Genomic DNA, 20,444 nt, shown 5'->3' with positions numbered 1-20,444 from the left:
TCATACCGATGTCTGACGCTTACAAAACCTACATGCCGGAGCCGGCCGTTTTCAAGGTCCGGGTCCTGATCGTGGACGACCAGCCGATCATCGTCGAGGCGGTGCGGCGCATGCTGGCCGACCAGGCGGACATCGAATACCACTACGTGCTCGACTCGGCCCTGGCGCTCGAGACCGCCGAGCAGCTGCAGCCGACCGTGATCCTGCAAGACCTGGTCATGCCCGGCATCGACGGCTTCGGGCTGATCGCGCTGTACCGCGAGCACGCCAGCCTGCGCCACGTGCCGGTGATCGTGCTCTCGGCCAAGGAAGACCCCAAGCTCAAGGCGCACAGTTTCGCCGTGGGCGCCAACGACTACCTGGTCAAGCTGCCGGACCGGCTCGAACTGCTGGCGCGGGTGCGCTACCACTCGGCGGCCCACATCAGCCGGCTGCAGCGCGACGAAGCGTTTCGCTTCCTGCGCGAAAGCCAGCACAAGCTGGCCGAAGCGAATATCGAACTGCAAAAGCTCGCCGCGCTGGACGGCCTGACCGGGATCGCCAACCGGCGCCGCTTCGACGACGTCATCAAGCTCGAATGGCAGCGCGGACAACGCGAACAAAAGCCGCTGTCTGTGCTGATGTGCGACATCGACTGCTTCAAAGCCTACAACGACAGCTTCGGCCACCTGCCGGGCGACCTGTGCCTGAAAAAGACCGCGGCCGTGCTCACTGAAAACCTCAAGCGTCCGGCCGACCTGGCGGCGCGCTATGGCGGTGAAGAGTTTGCCATCATCCTGCCCGAGACCGACCTGGCCGGCGCGCAAGTGGTGGCCGATGCCGTGCGCAGCCACCTGGAAAAGCTGGCGCTGGACAATCCGCAAGCGCCGGGCGGCATCGTCACCATGTCGATCGGCGTGGCCAGCGTGATTCCGTCGCGCGCCGATACGGCCGAAAAACTGACCGCGCGCGCCGACAAGGCCCTGTACGCCGCCAAGACGACCGGGCGCAATCGCGTGTGCATCGCCCAAGCCGAGGCCGAGGCCGCACCTATTCCCACCTGAAGAAGGAAGTCCATGAGCATGATTCAAAACGTCACCGTCAGCAAGAAATCGAATATCTATTTCGACGGCAAATGCGTCTCGCACACGCTGTTGCTGGCCGATGGCAGCAAGAAAACGGTGGGCGTGATTTTCCCGTCGCAGCTGACGTTCAACACGGCGGCGCCGGAAGTGATGGAAATCGTCGCCGGCAAATGCCGGGTGAAGCTGGCGGGCGGCGCAGCGTGGCAAGACTACGCGGCGGGCGAGCGCTTCAGCGTCGGCGCCAACACCTCGTTCGACATCGAAACGACCGAGACGCTCGACTACGTCTGCCACTTCGGCTGAGCCGCGGCGGGCACATTCTCAAAAACGGACGCCGCCCGGCGTCCGTTTTTTCGTCCGTCCCTGACTGCTGCAAGCGATTACTGCACAAAGCGGATATGACGCAGCTTGTAGCGCACCCCCTGCTGATCTCCCCACTTCGGCAAGGTGCCGAACGGCATGCCGATATTGCGCAGGTCAAAGCAGGGATCGGCCGCCGCAATCAGCGCGCTGACCTTGACCGTGACCGGCGTCCAGCTACCCGGGGCCGGACGGCCGAACAGATGATCGCCCGACTTGCAATTGGTGCCCGGGCTTTCCATCTTGACCGCCAGGCCGCCGGTGTTGGCCCCATAGCTGCCGACATTGATCTCGAACTGCAGGGTGCCAGCGGCGAAGAGGCTCAGATTCACAGGCGTGCCGGTGATCATCGCCAGGCCGTCGCCACCGTCGGCGGCGAAGTTCAAGTCCAGCCCCTCGGCGGGCGTGATGGTGGCCTTGGTGTGGCTGCCATTGGACGAGTACGTGGTCAGCACCAGGTCGCCCGTCAGCGCGCCCGCGTTGAACACGCCGTACGTCGGCCCCGGTAGCGGCGGCCCGAAGACCACCGGTGGCGGCACCAGACTGGCGCAGGTGGCGGCATCGGCATCCTTGCCCGCGCCCGGCACCCAGCGGATGTTGGCGAACGAGGCGACAAACGCTTGCTCGGTATAGACCAGGAACGGCGTGTCGATCAGGGTGAAGTCGGCGCCCTTGGCGGCAAAGCAGGACAGCGGCACTTTCACGCTCCGCTTCGTCTCCAGCGGCAAGCCCTTGAACAAACTGGTGGCGTCCACTTCGCCCGCGCAAGGGTGCTTGCAGTCCACGCGCATTTTCAGCGCGCCGGCCGGCGCCTTGTGCACGATGGTGTCAAATACCAGGGCCGCGTCGGCGTTGAGGTAGTTTTCACGGTCGGCCGTGGTGGCCGCTTGCGAATAAAACTGGCCGGCGCCGCTCCAGGTGATTTTCTTGCCATCCTGCTGGACATTGATCTGGGTGGTCTCGGCTTTGACGTTGGGCAGGGTCGTGACCGCGTTCAAGTCGGCGCCCAGCGCCAGCGACCAGGCGCTCGGGTCGCCGATACGGGCCGTGTAGGGAGCCTGGTCGGCCGAACGGAACACCTCCAGATCGCTACTCGCCTGGCTGCCGTTACCCGCGATCTGGGCACAACCGAGGGTCGGCGCCGTTTCGTCGAGCTTGGCCAGCCTGGTGTCGTCCGCATAGCGCATCCCGAAGCCATAGGCAAATAGCGGATCGTAATTGGCGTCGCCTTTATTGGCCATCTGGCAAGCCGTTTTCGGCCAGGAGAACGACAGCTTGCCGTGCAGGTCCAGATTGACGTCGCCATTATCCTTGCGGAACAGGACATCGGTGACACCCTTGCCTTCGGTGCCGGGCAGCCAGGCGACCACGAACGCGCTTGAGCGGTTCAGTTCCTTGTTGACCCAGACTGGACGGCCGGTGATCAGCACGGTGACCACCGGCACGCCCTTGCCGGTGACGGCATCGAGCACGGCCAGGTCTTCCGGATAGCGGCGCGCGTGCTCCAGGGTGCCGCTCCGGCCGATGTCGCCCACGCCTTCGGCGTACGGGGTTTCGCCGATGACGGCGATGACCGCCTTGAAGTCGGCCACGTTGACGTCGGCGGCGTTCTGGCGGAAGACCACGTTGGCCTCGCCGGCCACCGATTTGATCGCCGTCAGGATGCTGTCGGCGTTCGGGAAGTCGGCATTGGTATTGGCCGTGCCCTGCCAGGTCAGCGACCAGCCGCCGGTTTGATTGGACAGGTTGTCGGCGCTTTTGCCGACCACCAGGATCTTTTCACCGCGCTTGAGCGGCAACACCTTGTTATCGTTTTTCAGCAGCACCAGCGACTTTTGCACCGCTTCGCGCGCCAATGCACGATGCTGCAGACGGCTGGCATCGGTGTACTGGCGTTCGAGCGGCGCCTTGGCGGTCATGATGCCGGCGCGAAATTTCACGCGCAGGATGCGGGTGACGGCATCATCGATGCGCGCCATCGGAATCTCGCCCTTGTTGACCGAGGCGATGGTGTTGTCGATAAACTCTTTCCACTTGTCCGGGACCATGATCATGTCGACCCCGGCGTTGATCGCCTGTGGGCAACTGCCGTCGCTGCAGAGCGCTACCTGGGCGTGGCCGTTCCAGTCACCGATGACGAAGCCGTCGAAGCCCATCTTGGTCTTGAGAATATCCGTCAGCATCTCTTTGCTGCCATGCATCTTACCGACCTTGATATTCAAGCTGTCATTGTCCCAGCTGTTAAACGAAGCCATCACGGTCTGGGCACCGGCGCCCAGGGCGTGGTAATACCCTTGGCCATGAATGTTGATCATGTCGTTGCGGCTGGACATGTTGACGCCCTGATCCCTGCCCAGATCGGTCCCACCGTCGCCAATGAAGTGCTTGGCCGTGGCGATGACGTTGCCGCTGCCGGCGAAATCGTTCTGCAAGCCCTTGACCATTTCACGCGCGTATTTGGTGACGATCAAGGGATCTTCGGAATACCCTTCATAGGTGCGGCCCCAACGGTCGTCGCGCACCACCGCGAGGGTCGGGGCGAAGGTCCAGTCGATCCCGGTGGAATAGACTTGAGCGGCCACGGCCGCGCCGATGCGGCGCATCATCGCCGGATCGTTGGCCGCGCCCAGGCCGATGTTATGCGGGAACATGGTAGCGCCGAACACGTTATTGTGGCCGTGCACCGCGTCGGTACCCCAGATCACCAGGATCCTGACCTTGGCATCGGTGGCCATCGACGCTTTCCAGTAGGCGTCGGCCAGCTTGACCCAGTCCGCCGGCGCGGCCAGCTTGTTATTGCCCGGAAAAGAACCACCGCCGTTGAGCACCGAACCGATGTAGTACTGGCGCACCTGGTCCGGGGTGATACTCTTGATTTCAGGCTGGGTCATCTGTCCGACTTTCTCGGCCACGCTCATCCCGGCAACGATGGCGGCGATGGCGGACTCGATCGCCGGATCTTTCTTGATATCGCTCGTCACGTGCGGGAAGTCGCCGTACTGCGTCACCTTGTCGGCGGCGACGGGTGGCGTGGGGGTGTCCGGCTTGGCCGGGTCGCTGTCGCCATCGCAGGCGGCCAGCATCGCGCCGCAGACGGCCGCTGCCAGCCCCGTGCGGATCAAGGTACCTAACTTGTCTTGCATAGTGTTTGTCTCCCGTTTGAATGGCCGGCGCCCCAGATTGGAAGCGCTTCCCTCGCACATTCATTATTTATCAGAATTGATTAAAAAGATAATATTTTCTGATTTATCGACGGGATTGGCGCGCCCACCGCAGGCGCGCAGGGGCAGGCTAGATGAAGACGGGCTCGGTTTCGAGGGCGACGCCGAAACGCGCCAGCACATCGGCCTGGATCGCACGCGCCAGCGCGAGCACCTCGGCGCCGGTCGCGCCGCCGCGGTTGACCAGCACCAGCGCCTGCGTTTCATAGACGCCGGCCGCGCCCACGCTGCGCCCTTTCCAGCCGCACTGGTCGATCAGCCATCCGGCGGCCAGCTTTTCGCTGCCGTCGCCCTGCGCGTGGTGCACCAGCGCGGGATGCGCCGCCAGCAAGGCCGCGCATTGCGCGCCGCCGACCACGGGATTCTTGAAGAAGCTGCCGGCGTTGCCGATCAGCGCGGGGTCCGGCAGCTTGCGCCGCCTGATCGCCACCACCGCGTCGCTGACCTGCTGCGCCGTTGGCGCGGCCAGCCCCGCGCCGGCCACTTCCTGCGCCAGCTCGGCATACTTCAGGTTTGGCGCCCACGCGCGCGGCAGCGCGAAGGTGACGTCGACAATCGCCAGCCCCGCCCCCTCGGCATGCTTGAACACGCTGTCGCGGTAGCCGAAGCGGCAGGCCGCCGCATCCATCACGCGCAAGCGTCCGCTGGCCAGCTCGACCACGGTCAGCGAATGGAACAGGTCCTTCACTTCCGCACCGTAGGCGCCGATGTTCTGGATCGGCGACGCCCCCACCGTACCGGGAATGAGGGCCATGTTTTCCAGCCCGCCCAGCCCCTGCGCCAGCGTCCATTGCACGAAGCCGTGCCAGTTTTCGCCGGCCCCGGCCCGCACCAGGATGCTGCCGCCCTGCTCGCCCAGCACCTCGCGCCCTTCAATGCCCATGTGCAGCACCAATCCGTCGAAGTCGCCCGTGAGGACGATGTTGCTGCCGCCGCCGAGCAGCAGGCGCGGCAGCGCGGCGAGGACCGGATCGGCCATCACTTGCGCCAGCTGTTCGACCCGGGTGAGCTTGAGATAGGCGCGCGCGCGCGCGTCGATGCCGAAGGTATTGACGTCACGGAGGGAGAAATCGGGCGAAATGGCAAGGTCTGGTGGCATGAATGAGCGTTGTTTAAGCATTTAGAAGGCCAATCCGGTAAAAAACCGGGTCGGCACAGGGGCGCCGCCCCGGTTGTCCGTTAAAATATCGGCATTCTACATTTTGCAAGTAAAAGGATCCCATTATGCCGTCGTTTGATGTCGTCTCCGAAGCAGACATGATCGAAGTGAAAAACGCAGTCGAACAGTCGAACAAGGAAATCACCACCCGTTTCGATTTCAAGGGCAGTTCCGCCAAGGTCGAGCAGAAGGATACCGAACTGACCGCCTTCGCCGATTCCGATTTCCAGCTCTCGCAAGTGCGCGATGTGCTGACCAATAAGCTGGCCAAGCGCAAGGTCGATGTGCGTTTCCTCGACGAGGGCAAGATCGAGAAAATCGGCGGCGACAAGGTCAAGCAGGTCATCAAGGTGAAAAACGGCATCGAAACCGACGATGCCAAGAAGATCGTCAAGGTCATCAAGGATAGCAAGATGAAGGTCCAGGCCAGCATCCAGGGCGAGTCGGTGCGCGTGACCGGCGCCAAGCGCGACGATCTGCAGGCCGCCATGGCCATGCTGCGCAAGGATGTGCCGGACATGCCGCTGGAATTTAATAACTTCCGCGATTGATCGCCTAGCACGATCAATCGGCGCGATTCGGGTCCGCGGACCCGGAAAACGCTGACAATACAGCGGTATTTGGCGCCGTATTGCTCGTTGGACATTAGATCACCCGGCCGGTCCCCGTCGTGCTTGGGGTAGAATTGTGGGTGCGCAAGCTGGCCGCGGCAGCCGCGCCAGCGCACCAGTAAACTTGGCAGTCTAAGGATAGCAATGAAACGTGTTGATGATTTCCGCCTGCGTCTGGGCAACAAGGAATATGTGCCCATCATGATCGGTGGCATGGGCGTCGATATTTCGACCTCCGAACTGGCACTCGAAGCGGCGCGCCTGGGCGGGATCGGGCATATTTCGGATGCCATGGTCGAGGATGTCTCGGACCGCAAGTTCGACACCAGCTATGTGAAAGACAAGACCAAGACCTATAAGTTCAACATCAATAACATGGACAAGGCGGTGGTGCAGTTCGACCTGGCCCGCCTGGCCGATGCCACCCGCCGCCACGTGGGCGCGACCATGGAAGCGAAACGCGGCGATGGCCTCATTTTCGTGAACTGCATGGAAAAGCTGACCATGAATTCGCCGCGCGAAACCCTGCGCACGCGTCTGTCGGCCGCCCTCGACGCCGGCATCGACGGCATCACCATGTCGGCCGGCCTGCACCTGGGCTCGTTCGCCCTGATCGCCGACCATCCGCGTTTCCGCGACGCCAAGCTGGGCATCATCGTCTCGTCCGTGCGCGCGCTGCAGATTTTCCTGCGCAAGGTGACCAAGCTGGACCGCCTGCCCGATTACATCATCGTCGAAGGACCGCTGGCCGGCGGCCACCTCGGCTTCGGCATGGACTGGGCCGAGTACGACCTGCATACCATCATGGATGAAATCCATGCCTACATGCGCGCCGAACAGCTCGACATTCCGCTGATCGCCGCCGGCGGCGTGTTCACCGGCAGCGACGCCACCAGCTTCCTCGAAAAAGGCGCGGGCGGGGTCCAGGTGGCGACCCGCTTCACCATCACCAACGAGTGCGGCCTGCCCGAGAAGGTCAAGCAGGAGTACGTGCGCGCGACCGAAGACGACATCATCGTCAACGGCATTTCGCCGACCGGCTATCCGATGCGCATGCTCAAGAGCACGCCGGCCATCGGCGCCGGCATCCGTCCGGGCTGCGAGTCGTACGGCTATCTGCTCGACGCCACCGGCAACTGTTCCTACATCAATGCGTACAACCGCGAAGTGCTGGCCAATCCGGACAGCAAAACGGTGGTGGTGATGGACAAGACCTGCCTGTGCACGCACATGCGCAATTTCAATTGCTGGACCTGCGGCCACTACACTTACCGCCTCAAGGACACCACCCACAAGCTGTCCGACGGCAGCTACCAGATGCTGTCGGCCGAGCACGTGTTCCAGGATTACCAGTTCAGCGTCGATAACCAGATCGCCTTGCCGGCGCGCCAGGACATCGTCCTCGCCTGATTTTTTCCCGATGTCCGCCGGCGGCCGCACAGCCGCCGGCGCTCCCGCCGCGCCTCTTTTCATTCAAGTTTCGCGCCAACGCGAACCACCGCCTCCATTCCCTGTCCAACGTAGTCCGTCACGATTGGAGAGGTGAATGCCTGTCAGCGAGAACACCCATTATGCCGCCTTGCTGATCGATGCAAGCGGCCAGATCATCACCTGGAACAGCGGTTGCGAAAAAGTGCTCGGCATTCCTGCCGCCGAAGCATTGCAACAGCCTTTGACAGCCTTGCTCAGCGACGAAGGCTGCCAGGCTTACAGCCAGCGCTGGACCGAATTTCCCAGCGAATGCGATGCCACCGAACTGGAGTTCGTGCGCGCCGACGGCAGCCGCCATACAACCCCACTGACCTTGCTGCCCCAGTTCGGCCACGGCGGCACGGTGAACTGCTGCATTGCCATCATCGGTGCCGCCTGCGACGAATCGGACACGGCGGCGGTTGGCCGCATGCCGCTCTCGAGCATCATCGATGTGCTGCCGGGTACCTTCTATGTGGTACGGGAGGATGGCAGCTTTGCGTTGTGGAACAAGACACTCGAACAGCTCACGGCCATGAGCGCCGACGAAATCGGCCGCGCCAATGCGCTCGACATGTACGACCTGGCCGAAAAGCGCATCATCGCCGCCAATATCCGCAACGTCTTCGAGCATGGCACCCCGGTCATGGTCGAAGCGAATTATCTCGACAAGTACGGCCACGCCACGCCTTATCTGCTGTGCGGCGCGCGCATCACCTGCCGCGGCCGCCATTACCTGTGCGCCATGGGCCTCGACATTTCCGAACGGCGCGCCCAGGAAGACCGGCTGCGCCTGCGCGAGCGCGCCTTGCACGCCACCAGCAGCGGCCTGGTGATCACCCGCTGCGCCGGCATCGACAACCCGATCGAGTATGCCAATCCGGCCTTCGAGCGCATCACCGGCTACTCGGCCGATGATGCGCTGGGACGCGATTCGCGCTTCATGGGCGTGCCCGGCATGGACGAAGACGAGCGCGCGCAACTACGCGCAGCCGTGCGCGAGCGGCGCGAAGTGAACGTGGTGTTCCGCAACCGGCGCAAGAATGGCGATATTTTCTGGAACGACCTGACCATCACGCCGGTGAGCGACGGCCGCGGCAAGGTCACGCATTTTATCGGCGTCATCAACGACGTGACGGCCGTCAAGCAGCGCACCGCCCATCTCGAACACGAGGTCAACCACGATTCCCTGACCGGGCTGGCCAACCGCACCTTGCTGTGGGACCGGCTGGAACAGGCACTCCACATGGCCCAGCGCAACAAGTCGCTGGTGGCGACGGTGCTGATCGATCTGAACGGCTTCAAGCAGATCAACGATGGCTACGGCCACGAAGCGGGCGACGCGGTGCTCAAGATGGTGGCGCAGCGCCTGCAATCGTCGGTGCGCGAGAGCGACACGGTGGCGCGCCTGTCGGGCGACGAATTCGTGCTGGTGCTGGTCAACCAGCCCTCGCTGCGCTACACCCTGCGCATGATCGAGCGCCTGCGCGTGAGCATGTCGCAGCCAGTCAGTTTCAATGCGAGCGACATCGCCGTCGGCGGCAGCATCGGCGTGAGCGTGTATCCGCACGACGGCAGCGGCGCGCTCGACCTGGTGCGCGCGGCCGATGTGGCCATGTACCACGCCAAGGCGGCCAAGACGGGCGAGGTGCATTTCTTTTCCGCCGACATGAAGTCGACCACCCAGGCCAAGCAAAAGCTCGAAGACGCCATGCGCGTCGCGCTCGAGCATCACGAATTTTTCCTGTTGTACCAGCCCCGGATCTGCCTGCGCAGCGGCCGCATCCAGGGCATGGAAGCGCTGCTGCGCTGGCGCCATCCGGAACTGGGCGTGCTGGCGCCGGCCTCGTTCCTTCCCGAGGCCGAAGAAAACGGCATGATCGCCGCCATTGGCGACTATGTACTCGACGAAGCATGCAGGTTCATGCAGCGCATGAACAGCGCCGGGTTTGCGCCGCTGCCGGTGGCGCTCAACGCCTCCCACCGCGAATTCACCCGCACCGGCTATGTCGACCATATCGCCGCCACCCTGGACAAATACCGCATCGCCCCGGCCCAGCTGGCACTGGAACTGCGCGAAGACAGCCTCAACGCCAATCCGCACATGAGCGTGGAAGTGGTGTCGCAGTTGCGCGACCTGGGCGTGCTGCGCACGGCCGATGCCTTCGGCGACACCTCGTCGAATCTGAATTTCCTGCAGAAGCTGCCGCTCACCCATGTCAAGCTGGCCAAGGTGGCGGTGCACCAGATCACGGCCGACGCGCGCAGCGGGGCGGTGGCCAAGGCCCTGATCGACATCGGCCACGATCTTGGCGCCAGCGTCATCGCCAAGGGCGTGGAAACGCGCGTGCAGATGGAGTTCTTAAGGGCCAACCATTGCGATGAACTGCAAGGCACGTATTTCAGCGCGCCGCTGGCCGAGCATGCCATGCACGATATGCTGGTGGCGGCGCCGGCGGCTTGATGGCGCGCCCGGCGCACCGGCGGCCTGCGGCCACCCGCTGGTGCGCCAGTTGCACACGCGCTGCCGCGTACTCAGCCTTCGCTGGTGATGCGCTGGACCAGCGCCCCCAGCACTTCTTCGGCCAGCTCGTTCGAGACCTGGCAGGTGCCGGCATTTTCATGCCCGCCGCCGCCGTATTCGAGCATCAGCGCGCCGATATTGGTGCGCGATGTGCGGTTCAGGATCGATTTGCCGGTGGCGAACACGGTGTTCTGGTTTTTCAACCCCCACAGCACGTGGATCGAGATATTTGTTTCCGGGAACAAGGCATAAATGATGAAGCGGTTGCCGGCATAGATGGTTTCCTCTTCGCGCAGGTCGAGCACGACCAGGTTGCGGTGCACGGTGGCGCAGCGCCGGATCTGGTCCTTGCACTTGTCGTTATGCTCGAAGTACAGCTCCATGCGCTCCTTGACGTCGGGCAGCGCCATGATGTCATCGATCGTGTGATTTTTACAATAATCGATCAAGTCCATCATCAGCGCATAGTTCGAGATGCGGAAGTCGCGGAAGCGTCCCAGCCCGGTGCGCGCATCCATCAGGAAGTTGAGCAAGTCCCAGCCGTGCGGGTCGAGCACTTCCTGCTGGTTGAAGCGGGCGGCATCGCCCTTGTCGACAGCGGCCATCATGTCGAACCAGGCGGCTGGAAAGGCCGAGGCGCCACCGTAGTAGTCGTACACCACCCGCGCCGCCGAGGGCGCTTCGGGATGGATGATGTGGTTGCCGCGCTCGCCGGTGTTGCGGATGGTTTCGGACAGGTGGTGGTCGAACGCCAGGTGCACCCCGGCCGCGTACGGCAGGTTGGTGGTGATATCGCCGTCGCTGACCACGATCTTGCCATCCTGCATGTCCTTGGGATGGACGAACAGGATATCGTCGATCAGGTCCAGGTGCTTGAGGAGGACGGCGCAGACCAGGCCGTCGAAATCGCTACGCGTGATCAAACGGTATTTTTTTGCATCGGCAGACATCGTGACATCCCCTTCATCAGGTTCAACAGCAGGCCGGCCGCGGCCGGTTCGATCCTTTATCATACCGCGCAAAGCGGCCGCTGCGGTGCGATCGTCGACGGCGCGCGAGCGATCGCGATAAAAACAGCGTTTCCCCTGCGCCAGCGAGGCCCGTTCCCCACAGTTCACTCCCTCGATCATGCAGCCTGTCGCAAACGCCGCACGGCGTCCAGGGGATCGTCCTAAAGTTACAACATCTCATCAGTATTCGTCGCCCAGCGGCGGTTTTTGCGGCGATGGGACAGCGGAGCAGTTACACTCGCCGCTCGCATGAATCTCTCTGAATCTCACGGAAATCACTCACCATGGAAGCACGCCGCCCTCCCGAGCAAAACATCGCGACCGTTCTGGCATGGCTGCACCGCGCCTTCGACGGGATCGCCACCTGGGTGACCCAGCTGTCATGGTGGAAGTTTTTCCTGTTCGCGGCACTGGCCCTGATTGCCGCGTCCATCCTGCAAAACGAACTGTTTTCGGGCGCCGAAGTGGTCGAGGTGCGGCGCGAGCGCAAGCGCGACAAGCACGAAGGCAACATCATCTTCGACGACAGCGGGATCAGCTACAGCCCGCCCAAGAAGCGCAACCCTCCGCCCGAACCGCCCGAGGCGCCGGAAGCGCCCGAACCGCCGGCGCCGCCCGAGCCGGGTGCGAAGCCGGCCGAGCCGACCGAGCCGGATCCGCCACCGGTTGCGGTAGTTGCGGGCGGCAGCGACGGCGAAGTGCGCGTCGCGCTGCCGCCACAAATCGTCGAAGGCTTGTCGAGCGCGATCGAGGCCGCCGTTGAAAATGCCGCCGAAGAAAAGGTAAAGGTCTATCACGGCCAGGCCTCGACCTGGTTCAAGAGTTTTATCTCCCTGCTGGTGCTGGCCCTGTTCGCCACCAAGGCGCTGGTGGGCGGCAAGAAGCGCGCCGAAGCCGAAACCCAGACCGCCAACGCCGCCGCCGAGCGCGAATCGATGCAGCGCCAGCTGTCCGAAGCGCGCATGCAGATGATGCAGGCCCAGGTGGAGCCGCATTTCCTGTTCAATACCCTCGCTTCGGTCGAATACCTGATCGAGACCGACCCGCCGCGCGCCTCGGCCATGCAGCGCAGCCTGATCCAGTACCTGCGCGCGGTGCTGCCGCAGATGCGCGACAACGCCGTCGTCACCAACCTCGGGCGCGAAGCGGACATGGTGAAGGCCTACCTGAGCCTGCTGAAGATGCGGATGGAGGAACGCCTGCAGGTGGACATGCAGATTCCCGAGGGCCTGCGCAGCGCCGCCTTTCCGCCGATGATGCTGCAGTCGATGGTCGAAAACGCCATCAAGCACGGCCTCGAATGCAAGCCGGAAGGCGGATCGCTGCGCATCCTGGCCGAGGTGGCGCACAACAAGCTGCGCGTGATCGTCAGCGACGACGGGGTCGGCTTCGGCGTGTTCCCCAGCGATGGCACCGGCCTGGGCCTGATGACGATCCGCGAACGGCTCAAGCTGCTGCACGGCGACGCCGGCCAGCTGCACATCGCCGCCAACGTGCCCAGCGGCGTGATCGCCACCATTGAAGTGCCCTACCATGTGTCGAAGTGAGCGGCAAACAAAGAGGCACCAAGGAATCGATTGATTAAAGCCCGGTTTCATTGAATAATTGGCACTCTTGCCTTTCACCAGAACCGGACCATGCCTACCGCTATTATTGCTGACGACGAAAGACTGATGCGCGACCAGTTGCGCCTGCGCCTGAACCAGGCGTGGCCCGAGCTGGAAATCGTCGGCGAGGCAAAGAACGGCGAGGAGGCCATCGAGCTGGTCAGCCAGCTCAAGCCCGACCTGACCTTCCTCGATATCCGCATGCCGGGCAAGACGGGCATGGAAGCGGCGCGCGCGATCGGCGCCGGCAGCAACATCGTGTTCGTCACCGCCTACGACCAGTACGCGGTCGAGGCCTTCGAGCGCGGCGCGGTCGACTACGTGCTCAAGCCGCCCGAGGCCGAGCGCCTGCAGGTGACGGTGGACCGCCTCAAGTCGCGCCTGGCCAAGCCGAAGGAAGCGGTCAACGACAGCGTCACGGCCATGCTCTCGCAGCTGGCCGAGAAAATGGCGGCGCCCAAGCCGACCTACCTGCAATGGATCCAGGCCAGCATCGGCCAGGACTTGCGCATGATTCCGGTCGAGGACATCCTGTTTTTCCGCTCCGACGAAAAATACACCTGCGTGCAGACCGAGCGCTTCGAGGCGCTGATCCGCAAGCCGGTGCGCGACCTGGCCGAGGAACTCGATCCGGCGCTGTTCTGGCAGATCCACCGCGCCACCCTGGTCAACGTCAACGCCATCGAAGGGGTGACGCGCGACATCCGCGGGCGCCACCTGGTGCTCATCAAGGGCAAGCCCGACAAGCTCGAAGTAAGCCGCAGCTTCCTGCACCTGTTCAAACAGATGTGAATACGCCCTGTGCCGCGCCGGTCGCGGCGCGGCTGCCCTCCTTCCATGCACCACCTAGCGACACGCCATGAGACTCCGTACCCCGAAACGCATTGCGCTGCGCATTACAAGCCGTTTGTCGCGCCTCAAGGCGTGCTTTGTACCAGCTTTTACAATCAGCCCACGGTCCGCGTCCCGCGGGCCTTCAACGGCAGGCGCGCATGGCACAACAGCGTTCTTACCGCTTCCTGAGCTGGGGTCCGGTCATGTTCGTCCTCGGTTTGCTGGGCGGTCACTCCCTCGCGCGCTTGTTCGCGTATAACCGCTGGCCGCGCTTTGCGCGCAGCCACAGCCGCGAGATCATCCAGAACGCGAGCGAAGCGATCATCTCCACCGACGAGACGCAAACCATCGTGCTGGCCAATCCGTCGGCCGCGGCGATGTTCTCGACCACCGTGGAACGGATGCAGGGCAGTCCGCTGCAGCAGTTCATCGCCCCCCTGCCCACCGTCACCGGCGACGCCGCGCCCGCCTATTTCGGCGACGTGGCCGGGCGCGCGGGGCGCCGCGCCACCGATTACGCCGTCACCGGCGTGCGCGCCAGCGGCGAAACCTTCCCCCTCGAAGGCTCGATTTCGAGCATGATCGAAGCGGACCGCACCATCTACACCATCATCCTGCGCGACGTCACCGAGCGCCAGCAGGTGCAGGAAAAGCTGTCGCGCTCGCACGCCCAGCTGCGCCAGCTCTCGTCGGCCCTGCAGACCGTGCGCGAGGAAGAGCGCGCCCACATCGCGCGCGAGCTGCATGACGACCTCGGCCAGCTGCTGGCGTCGCTGCGCATGGACCTGAACCTGCTGCAAAAGGAGCCAGGCGCCGGCAAGAACGGCCAGCGCCTGATGAAAGGCATGGAAGAGAACCTCCTGACCGCCATCACCTCGCTGCGCCGCATCGCCACCAACCTGCGCCCGCGCGCGCTCGATGAAGGCGGCCTGTATTTCGCGCTGCAGGGCTTGCGCGACGAATTCGTCGAACGGCACGGCATCGCCTGCTCCCTGTTCGCCGACGAAGCCGAGCTGCGCCTCGACGATGGCGCCAGCACCGCCATTTTCCGTATCGTCCAGGAAGCGCTGACCAATATCGCGCGTCACGCCGGCGCCAGCAATGTGACCATGTATGTCTACCGCATCGATGGCCAGCTGCTGGTCTCGATCCGCGACGACGGACGCGGCATCCAGGCCGCCGACATGGAAAAAGCGCAGTCGCTCGGCCTGATCGGGATGCGCGAACGGGTGTGGGGAATGAAGGGCGAAATCACCGTCAGCGGCGACGATCCGCCCGGAACCCGCATTGATATCGTGTTGCCGTTGCCCGAAAGCACGAGCGATGAAGCCGGCGCCGAGCCCGCCGCCGGCGCACCGGAACGGCCCCGGCCACTGCCGCCGCCGGCTCCCTGACATTTCCCAGACCGCCTGTAACGACGGGCGTTATGCGGCGTTGCACCATTTCTCCCGGGTGCCATTAAGCGCCCTCGAAGCGTGCAATTAGACGGTATTGACGTCTTGTTCCCCGGCAAATCAACCCTGTCTCTTTTTCGCCACATTTCACTTTGTCATGGATTTGACATACGTGGAAGTTATAATTACGTCCGATTAAGAGCATCCCTGGTTAATCGACACTTATCTGTGCAACTTTTTGGAGATTTATATGCAATGCAAACTGATGGCTGTTGTCCTGGCCGCTGCAATTCCTCTGTGCGCTTCCGCTCAATCGAGCGTCACGATCTACGGCGTGGCAGATGCCTCCCTGGCGAAAGAAGACACGGACGTTAAAGGCGGCAGCCGTACGGTCGTCAATTCCGGCAACCAGTCGACCAGCCGTATCGGATTCCGTGGCGTTGAAGATCTGAGCAATGGCCTGAGCGCTGTATTCAACCTGGAAGCTGGCGTTGCTCTCGACACCGGCGCGGGCGACAGCGTCCTGTTCGGCCGCCGCGCGGTCGTTGGCCTGAAAGGTGGCTTCGGCTCCGTGCTGATCGGCCGCGAATACACCCCGATCGCTGACGTCGCTAACGCTAGCGATATCAACGGCCAGGGCTTCTACGGCACCAACTTGAGCTCGTTCGGCGCAGGCCGTCTGACCCGTCGTATCAGCAACTCGGTCAACTACAAATCGAACTCGATGGGCGGCGTGATCGTCAGCGCCGGCTATGGCCTGGGCGAAACCGCAACCGGTCCTTCGCAAGATCTGATGGGTCTGGCAGTTGAGTACAAAGCCAACAACATCTACGTTGGCGGCGGTTACCACGTTGTTGAGCGTCTGGCTTCCGGCGACGACAAGGAAATGATCGTCGGTGCAGGCTTCACCATGGGCCCAGTCGAAATCCGCGGTAACTACATGGTTGCCAACCCAACCGGTGCCGGCAACAAGTATGAGCAGGTCAACGCCGGCTTGTCGTACACCTTCGGTTCGAACAAGATCTACGGTAACGTCCAGCAAAACAAACTGGAAGGCGGCGCCAAGGGTAACGGCGCTTCGCTGGCTTACTCGTACGCCCTGTCGAAGCGCACCAACGTGTACGCTTCGTACGCCATGCTGCGTAACAACGACAAAGCAACCTTCGGCATCTACTCGGCTGGCGCAAACGTCATCCCACCAGCAACCGCGTTCGGTGCTGATCCAACCGCGCTGGCAGTTGGCGTTCGTCACTCGTTCTAAATTCACTGGCGCGTTCAGGCGCGCTTAGCTGAAACAAAAACCCCGCATGCTGCCCCGCAGCTTGCGGGGTTTTTTTATGCCCGTTTGCACGTTTGTGCGTACTCATGTATATTTGTGCGCATTGCTTCCTGTTTGAATACCCACGATGCCCACCGATCCCCTCCTCCTGCAGGAACGCCACGCCCTCATCCTGCAACGCCTGCAAACCGATGGAAGGGTGCTGGCGCCCGACCTGGCGCAATGGCTGCAAGTGTCGGAAGACACCATCCGGCGCGATCTGCGCGACCTGGCCGCGGCCGGCCAGTGCCAGAAAGTCTATGGCGGCGCGCTGCGCATGCCGCTCCCCGCCGCACCAGGCGGCACTCCGGCGCAGCGCCGCGCGGCCCAGACCGGCCGTAAAGCGCGCCTGGCAGCCACGGCGGCGCCCTGCGTGGCGCCCGGCAGCGTGGTGTTCATCGATGCCGGCTCGACCAACCTGGCGATCGCGGCCGCGCTGGGCGAACACCGGCTGACCGTCATAACCAACGCCCCGGCGGTTGCCGCCGCGCTGATCGACAAGCCGCTGATCGAACTGATCGTGATTGGCGGGCGCATCCATGCCGAGACGGGCGCCAGCATTGGCGCGACCGCCCTGCGCGAACTGGAACTGATCAGCCCGGACCTGTACATCCTGGGTGCCTGCGGCGTCGACGCCCAGGCCGGCGTGAGCGCCATCCATTTCGAGGAAGCCGAATTCAAGCGCCATGTCGCTTCGCTCAGCAAGACGGTGCTGGTGGCCACCACCAACGACAAGGTCGGCACAGCCGCGCCGTACGCGGTGCTGGCGGCGGCCAGCTTGAGCACACTGGTTGCCGAGCACGATATCGACGCGCGCCAGGCCGACGCCTTCGCGGCGCGCGGCGTGCGCGTGCTGCGCGCCGCCAAGCCCTGACCGTCATCCTTTCCCGAAAGAAGCCATGCCTGACACCGGACCGCAGCAACGCCTTTCCACCCGCCTCGCTTTTCTTGCCGCCGGCCTGGCCATGTCGGCCTGGGCGCCGCTGGTGCCGCTGGCCAAGCTGCGCCTCGGCCTGGGAGAAGCGCAGCTCGGCTTGCTGTTACTGTGCCTGGGCGCCGGATCGCTGCTGGCGATGCCGTCCACCAGTTTCCTCACGGCGCGTTTCGGCTGCCGTCCGGTGGTGCTGTGCTCCGGCCTGATCGTCTGCCTGGTGCTGCCCGGGCTCGCTTTCGCGCCCAGTGCGCTGCTGCTCGGCGCCGTGCTGTTCACGTTCGGCGCCGCCATCGGCACGCTGGATGTGGCGATGAATATCCAGGCGGTGGTGGTCGAAAAAAACAGCGGCGAAGCGCTGATGTCCGGCTTTCACGGTTTGTTCAGCGTGGGCGGCTTCCTCGGCGCCGGCGGCATGGCGCTGCTGCTGTGGCTGGGTTTGAGCCCGACCGCGTCCGCCGTCCTGCTGGCCCTGCTGGTCGGCGCGGTCCTGGCCGGTGCGGCGTCCGGCCTGCTGCGCGAGACCGATGCGCAGGTGCGCGACGCGCCCATTTTCGTCATGCCGCACGGCGCGGTGATCCTGATCGGCGCCCTGTGCTTCCTGTGCTTCCTGGCCGAAGGCGCCATCCTCGACTGGAGCGCCCTGCTGCTGACCGAAGCACGCGGCCCCGCTGCGGGCGCCGGCCAGGGCGGACTCGGTTACGCGGCCTTTGCGATCGCCATGACGCTCGGGCGCCTGACGGGCGACAAGGTGGTGGGCAAACTGGGCGGCCAGCGGGTACTGCTGCTGGGCGGCCTGTGCGCGGCCGCCGGCTTTTTCTGCACGGTGCTGGCCTCGTCGGTGGCGGGGATGCTGGCGGGCTTCGTGCTGATCGGACTGGGCGCCTCGAACATCGTGCCGATTCTGTTCACCGCAGCCGGCAGCCAGCGCGCGATGCCGGCCAGCCTGGCGATCGGGGCGATCACCACGCTCGGCTACGCCGGCATCCTGGCGGGACCGGCGGCGATTGGGTTTGTGGCGCACGCTTCCAGCCTGCCGGTGGCGTTCGCCGGGCTCGGCTGCGCGATGCTGCTGATCGCGGCCAGCGCGAAACTGGGCGCGTCGAGCGCGCCCAGGGCCGTACCGAAATGACTTACTTCAGGCGGCAGGTGAGCAGCCAGTAGTATTCCAGGCGCACGATCTTGATTTCGCGCACCGACGAGGCCAGCTTCTTGCGCAGCGCGCTGTCGGACGGGTACGTCTTGGGAATTTCGTAGCGCTCGCCATCGGGCGCGATGCGGATCTGGTAGGTATTGCCTTCCATGTCGGTGCGCGCCACCGTTTCGCTGCTGCCTTCGACGTAGGCATCGTCCAGCAGGACGATGAACATGTCGTCGCCGACCTTGGCGCGCAGGTGCGCCAGGAAGCGTTCCTGCTCTTCGCGCTTGACGTGCGACCACCAGAAGCCGATGAACACCGCTGTGTAGCTGCCGATGTCGTCCGGCAGGTTCCACGCGTCCGCCACCTTGAATTCCACCTTGTCTGCAGGCAGCGCGCGCAGCCTGCCCAGCGCGATCATTTCGGGATTGATATCGGTGGCGACAACCTTGTCGGCCGTGCCGGCAATGACGGCGGTCCAGTAACCGGTGCCGCAGGCCAGTTCCAGCACGGTATGGCCGCGCAGGGTCTCGGCCACATGGCCGCGCATGGCGGCCAGGTCGTCCTTGCGTTCCGGCCGGTCATAGATGCGGTCGTGGTTGGAGGCGCTCTTGGCGTAAAACTGTGCGGATTGTTCGGTGATCATATTTTTCTTGATGGTGATGTACTTGGTACTGATGCTTTACAGCTCGTAAGTTTCTTTGGTTCCGCTCATGGCCGACTCGACCAGCTTGCGGTTCAGGGTCGGCGCCAGCAATTCGATGAAGGTATAGATATAGCTGCGCAGATAGGCGCCCTGCTTGACGGCCACGCGCGAAATATTCATGCCGAACAGATGCCCCACCGGGATGGCGCGCAGGTTCTTGTCGCGCTCGGCGTCGAAGGCCATGCCCGCTATGATACCAATACCCATGCCAAGTTCCACATAGGTTTTGATGACATCGGCGTCGATGGCTTCGAGCAGCACGTCCGGTTTCAGTCCGCGCAGCCCGAAGGCATGGTCGATCTTGCTGCGCCCTGCAAAGGCGCCATCGTAGGTGATCAGCGGGTAGGTGGCGATTTCTTCCAGCGACACCGCCTTCGACTTGAGCAGCGGATGGTCGGGCGGGACCACCACCATGTGCTCCCATTGGTAACAAGGCAATGTGATCAGTCCGTCAATGCCGGCGATCGATTCGGTGGCAATCGCCAGGTCGGCCTGGTCGCGCTGGACCATCTCGGCGATCTGGCGTGGGTTGCCCTGCAACAATGACAAGCGCACCTTGGGGTACTTGAGCATGAACGCCTGCACCACTCTCGGCAAGGTGTAGCGCGCCTGGGTGTGCGTGGTGGCAATGGTGAAGCTGCCGCTGTCCTGCGCGGCGTACTCCTTGCCGATGCGTTTCAGGCTGTCGATCTCCTGCATGATCAGCTCGACGGACTCCAGCACCAGCCGGCCGGGTTCGGTCAAGCCGCGGATGCGCTTGCCATGGCGGGTGAAAATGTCAACGCCGAGCTCTTCTTCAAGCTCGATAATCGCTTTCGACACCCCGGGCTGGGACGTAAACAAGGCCTTGGCCGCATCGGTCAGGTTGTAATTCTGCCGCACGGCTTCGCGCACGAAGCGTAATTGATGGAGGTTCATTGCTTTTTTGCTCTCGCAGGCCGGAAAGATACTCAAAATAAATATCAACCAGCATTTTATAAGAATGCTTATGCCGGATACGCATATAAGCAAATAAATTCTTAGTCCTTTGGAATAAAGGACGAGTTTATTACTATTGAGGCTAGTTTGGGGACAGTCTCACGACCTTGCCCTGGAAG

Annotated in this window: 16 protein-coding genes; 11 read left to right on the top strand and 5 right to left on the bottom strand. The window is 63.4% G+C overall.

The window, feature by feature from the left end; translation table 11 throughout:
* Positions 1-8: 8 nt before the first annotated feature.
* On the top strand, positions 9-1,043 hold the full coding sequence (locus RBA40_RS04560) for a diguanylate cyclase (RefSeq protein ID WP_306646323.1): 1,035 nt from the start codon (positions 9-11) through the stop codon (positions 1,041-1,043).
* A gap of 12 nt (positions 1,044-1,055) precedes the next feature.
* On the top strand, positions 1,056-1,367 hold the full coding sequence (ppnP, locus tag RBA40_RS04555) for a pyrimidine/purine nucleoside phosphorylase (protein WP_306646321.1): 312 nt from the start codon (positions 1,056-1,058) through the stop codon (positions 1,365-1,367).
* Between the two features lie 77 nt (positions 1,368-1,444).
* Here the strand turns inward: ppnP and RBA40_RS04550 are convergent, their stop codons facing one another.
* Together RBA40_RS04550 and murB are read right to left on the bottom strand one after the other, a co-directional pair.
* A complete protein-coding gene (locus tag RBA40_RS04550) occupies positions 1,445-4,567 on the bottom strand; it encodes a glycoside hydrolase family 3 protein (protein ID WP_306646319.1) in 3,123 nt (1,040 codons plus the stop codon).
* Between the two features lie 148 nt (positions 4,568-4,715).
* Positions 4,716-5,744: a UDP-N-acetylmuramate dehydrogenase gene (murB, locus tag RBA40_RS04545; protein WP_306646318.1), complete on the bottom strand. Its 1,029-nt coding sequence runs from the start codon at positions 5,742-5,744 to the stop codon at positions 4,716-4,718.
* 125 nt (positions 5,745-5,869) lie between these two features.
* Between murB and RBA40_RS04540 the strand changes: the two genes are divergently transcribed.
* The 3 genes from RBA40_RS04540 to RBA40_RS04530 all read left to right on the top strand — a co-directional run bounded on the left by RBA40_RS04540 (position 5,870) and on the right by RBA40_RS04530 (position 10,349).
* Positions 5,870-6,355 carry a YajQ family cyclic di-GMP-binding protein gene (locus RBA40_RS04540; protein ID WP_099881460.1) on the top strand — a complete coding sequence of 162 codons (486 nt, stop codon included), beginning with the start codon at positions 5,870-5,872 and terminating at the stop codon, positions 6,353-6,355.
* A gap of 204 nt (positions 6,356-6,559) precedes the next feature.
* Positions 6,560-7,825 (top strand): nitronate monooxygenase, encoded by a 1,266-nt coding sequence (locus tag RBA40_RS04535; protein WP_099881462.1) that lies wholly within the window; start codon positions 6,560-6,562, stop codon positions 7,823-7,825.
* A 136-nt stretch (positions 7,826-7,961) separates the two neighbouring features.
* Entirely contained in the window at positions 7,962-10,349 is a 2,388-nt protein-coding gene (locus tag RBA40_RS04530) for an EAL domain-containing protein (protein WP_306646316.1), read from the top strand.
* Positions 10,350-10,420: 71 nt separating this feature from the next.
* Here the strand turns inward: RBA40_RS04530 and RBA40_RS04525 are convergent, their stop codons facing one another.
* The gene (locus tag RBA40_RS04525) at positions 10,421-11,359 is read right to left on the bottom strand and encodes an exopolyphosphatase (protein ID WP_306646315.1); all 939 of its coding nucleotides are present in this window, start codon (positions 11,357-11,359) and stop codon (positions 10,421-10,423) included.
* A 344-nt stretch (positions 11,360-11,703) separates the two neighbouring features.
* Here RBA40_RS04525 and RBA40_RS04520 point away from each other — a divergent pair, with 344 nt between their 5' ends.
* The 6 genes from RBA40_RS04520 (at position 11,704) to RBA40_RS04495 (ending at position 18,635) form a co-directional block, all read left to right on the top strand.
* Complete coding sequence (locus RBA40_RS04520; protein WP_306646313.1) at positions 11,704-12,966, top strand: sensor histidine kinase; 1,263 nt, start codon at positions 11,704-11,706, stop codon at positions 12,964-12,966.
* A 90-nt stretch (positions 12,967-13,056) separates the two neighbouring features.
* The gene (locus tag RBA40_RS04515) at positions 13,057-13,818 is read left to right on the top strand and encodes a LytR/AlgR family response regulator transcription factor (RefSeq protein ID WP_099881468.1); all 762 of its coding nucleotides are present in this window, start codon (positions 13,057-13,059) and stop codon (positions 13,816-13,818) included.
* Positions 13,819-14,018: 200 nt separating this feature from the next.
* Positions 14,019-15,254: a PAS domain-containing sensor histidine kinase gene (locus RBA40_RS04510; protein WP_306646311.1), complete on the top strand. Its 1,236-nt coding sequence runs from the start codon at positions 14,019-14,021 to the stop codon at positions 15,252-15,254.
* A gap of 250 nt (positions 15,255-15,504) precedes the next feature.
* Positions 15,505-16,515: a porin gene (locus tag RBA40_RS04505; protein WP_306646309.1), complete on the top strand. Its 1,011-nt coding sequence runs from the start codon at positions 15,505-15,507 to the stop codon at positions 16,513-16,515.
* Positions 16,516-16,660: 145 nt separating this feature from the next.
* Positions 16,661-17,446, top strand: coding sequence for a DeoR/GlpR family DNA-binding transcription regulator (locus RBA40_RS04500; protein ID WP_306646308.1), 786 nt, complete (start codon positions 16,661-16,663; stop codon positions 17,444-17,446).
* A gap of 25 nt (positions 17,447-17,471) precedes the next feature.
* Entirely contained in the window at positions 17,472-18,635 is a 1,164-nt protein-coding gene (locus RBA40_RS04495) for an MFS transporter (RefSeq protein WP_306646307.1), read from the top strand.
* A 1-nt stretch (position 18,636) separates the two neighbouring features.
* On the opposite strand, the gene RBA40_RS04490 is transcribed toward RBA40_RS04495, so the two are convergent.
* Positions 18,637-19,287, bottom strand: coding sequence for a class I SAM-dependent methyltransferase (locus tag RBA40_RS04490; RefSeq protein ID WP_306646305.1), 651 nt, complete (start codon positions 19,285-19,287; stop codon positions 18,637-18,639).
* Between the two features lie 36 nt (positions 19,288-19,323).
* The gene (locus tag RBA40_RS04485) at positions 19,324-20,265 is read right to left on the bottom strand and encodes a CysB family HTH-type transcriptional regulator (RefSeq protein WP_054267074.1); all 942 of its coding nucleotides are present in this window, start codon (positions 20,263-20,265) and stop codon (positions 19,324-19,326) included.
* Positions 20,266-20,444: the final 179 nt, after the last annotated feature.

Source organism: Massilia pseudoviolaceinigra, assembly GCF_030846505.1.
GTDB lineage: Bacteria > Pseudomonadota > Gammaproteobacteria > Burkholderiales > Burkholderiaceae_D > Telluria_A > Telluria_A violaceinigra.
Note: the sequence above shows the minus strand (reverse complement) of the source record. Positions and strands in the feature narration are given on the sequence as shown.

What these genes read in the sequence shown, in the direction of transcription:
- RBA40_RS04550 (WP_306646319.1), bottom strand. Translation starts at nt 4,567, where the DNA reads ATGCAAGACAAGTTAGGTACCTTGATCCGCACGGGGCTGGCAGCGGCC.
- RBA40_RS04525 (WP_306646315.1), bottom strand. Translation starts at nt 11,359, where the DNA reads ATGTCTGCCGATGCAAAAAAATACCGTTTGATCACGCGTAGCGATTTC.
- RBA40_RS04485 (WP_054267074.1), bottom strand. Translation starts at nt 20,265, where the DNA reads ATGAACCTCCATCAATTACGCTTCGTGCGCGAAGCCGTGCGGCAGAAT.
- ppnP (WP_306646321.1), top strand. Translation starts at nt 1,056, where the DNA reads ATGAGCATGATTCAAAACGTCACCGTCAGCAAGAAATCGAATATCTAT.
- RBA40_RS04540 (WP_099881460.1), top strand. Translation starts at nt 5,870, where the DNA reads ATGCCGTCGTTTGATGTCGTCTCCGAAGCAGACATGATCGAAGTGAAA.
- RBA40_RS04510 (WP_306646311.1), top strand. Translation starts at nt 14,019, where the DNA reads ATGGCACAACAGCGTTCTTACCGCTTCCTGAGCTGGGGTCCGGTCATG.
- RBA40_RS04530 (WP_306646316.1), top strand. Translation starts at nt 7,962, where the DNA reads ATGCCTGTCAGCGAGAACACCCATTATGCCGCCTTGCTGATCGATGCA.
- RBA40_RS04535 (WP_099881462.1), top strand. Translation starts at nt 6,560, where the DNA reads ATGAAACGTGTTGATGATTTCCGCCTGCGTCTGGGCAACAAGGAATAT.
- RBA40_RS04495 (WP_306646307.1), top strand. Translation starts at nt 17,472, where the DNA reads ATGCCTGACACCGGACCGCAGCAACGCCTTTCCACCCGCCTCGCTTTT.
- RBA40_RS04520 (WP_306646313.1), top strand. Translation starts at nt 11,704, where the DNA reads ATGGAAGCACGCCGCCCTCCCGAGCAAAACATCGCGACCGTTCTGGCA.
- RBA40_RS04505 (WP_306646309.1), top strand. Translation starts at nt 15,505, where the DNA reads ATGCAATGCAAACTGATGGCTGTTGTCCTGGCCGCTGCAATTCCTCTG.
- RBA40_RS04500 (WP_306646308.1), top strand. Translation starts at nt 16,661, where the DNA reads ATGCCCACCGATCCCCTCCTCCTGCAGGAACGCCACGCCCTCATCCTG.
- RBA40_RS04515 (WP_099881468.1), top strand. Translation starts at nt 13,057, where the DNA reads ATGCCTACCGCTATTATTGCTGACGACGAAAGACTGATGCGCGACCAG.
- RBA40_RS04560 (WP_306646323.1), top strand. Translation starts at nt 9, where the DNA reads ATGTCTGACGCTTACAAAACCTACATGCCGGAGCCGGCCGTTTTCAAG.
- murB (WP_306646318.1), bottom strand. Translation starts at nt 5,744, where the DNA reads ATGCCACCAGACCTTGCCATTTCGCCCGATTTCTCCCTCCGTGACGTC.
- RBA40_RS04490 (WP_306646305.1), bottom strand. Translation starts at nt 19,287, where the DNA reads ATGATCACCGAACAATCCGCACAGTTTTACGCCAAGAGCGCCTCCAAC.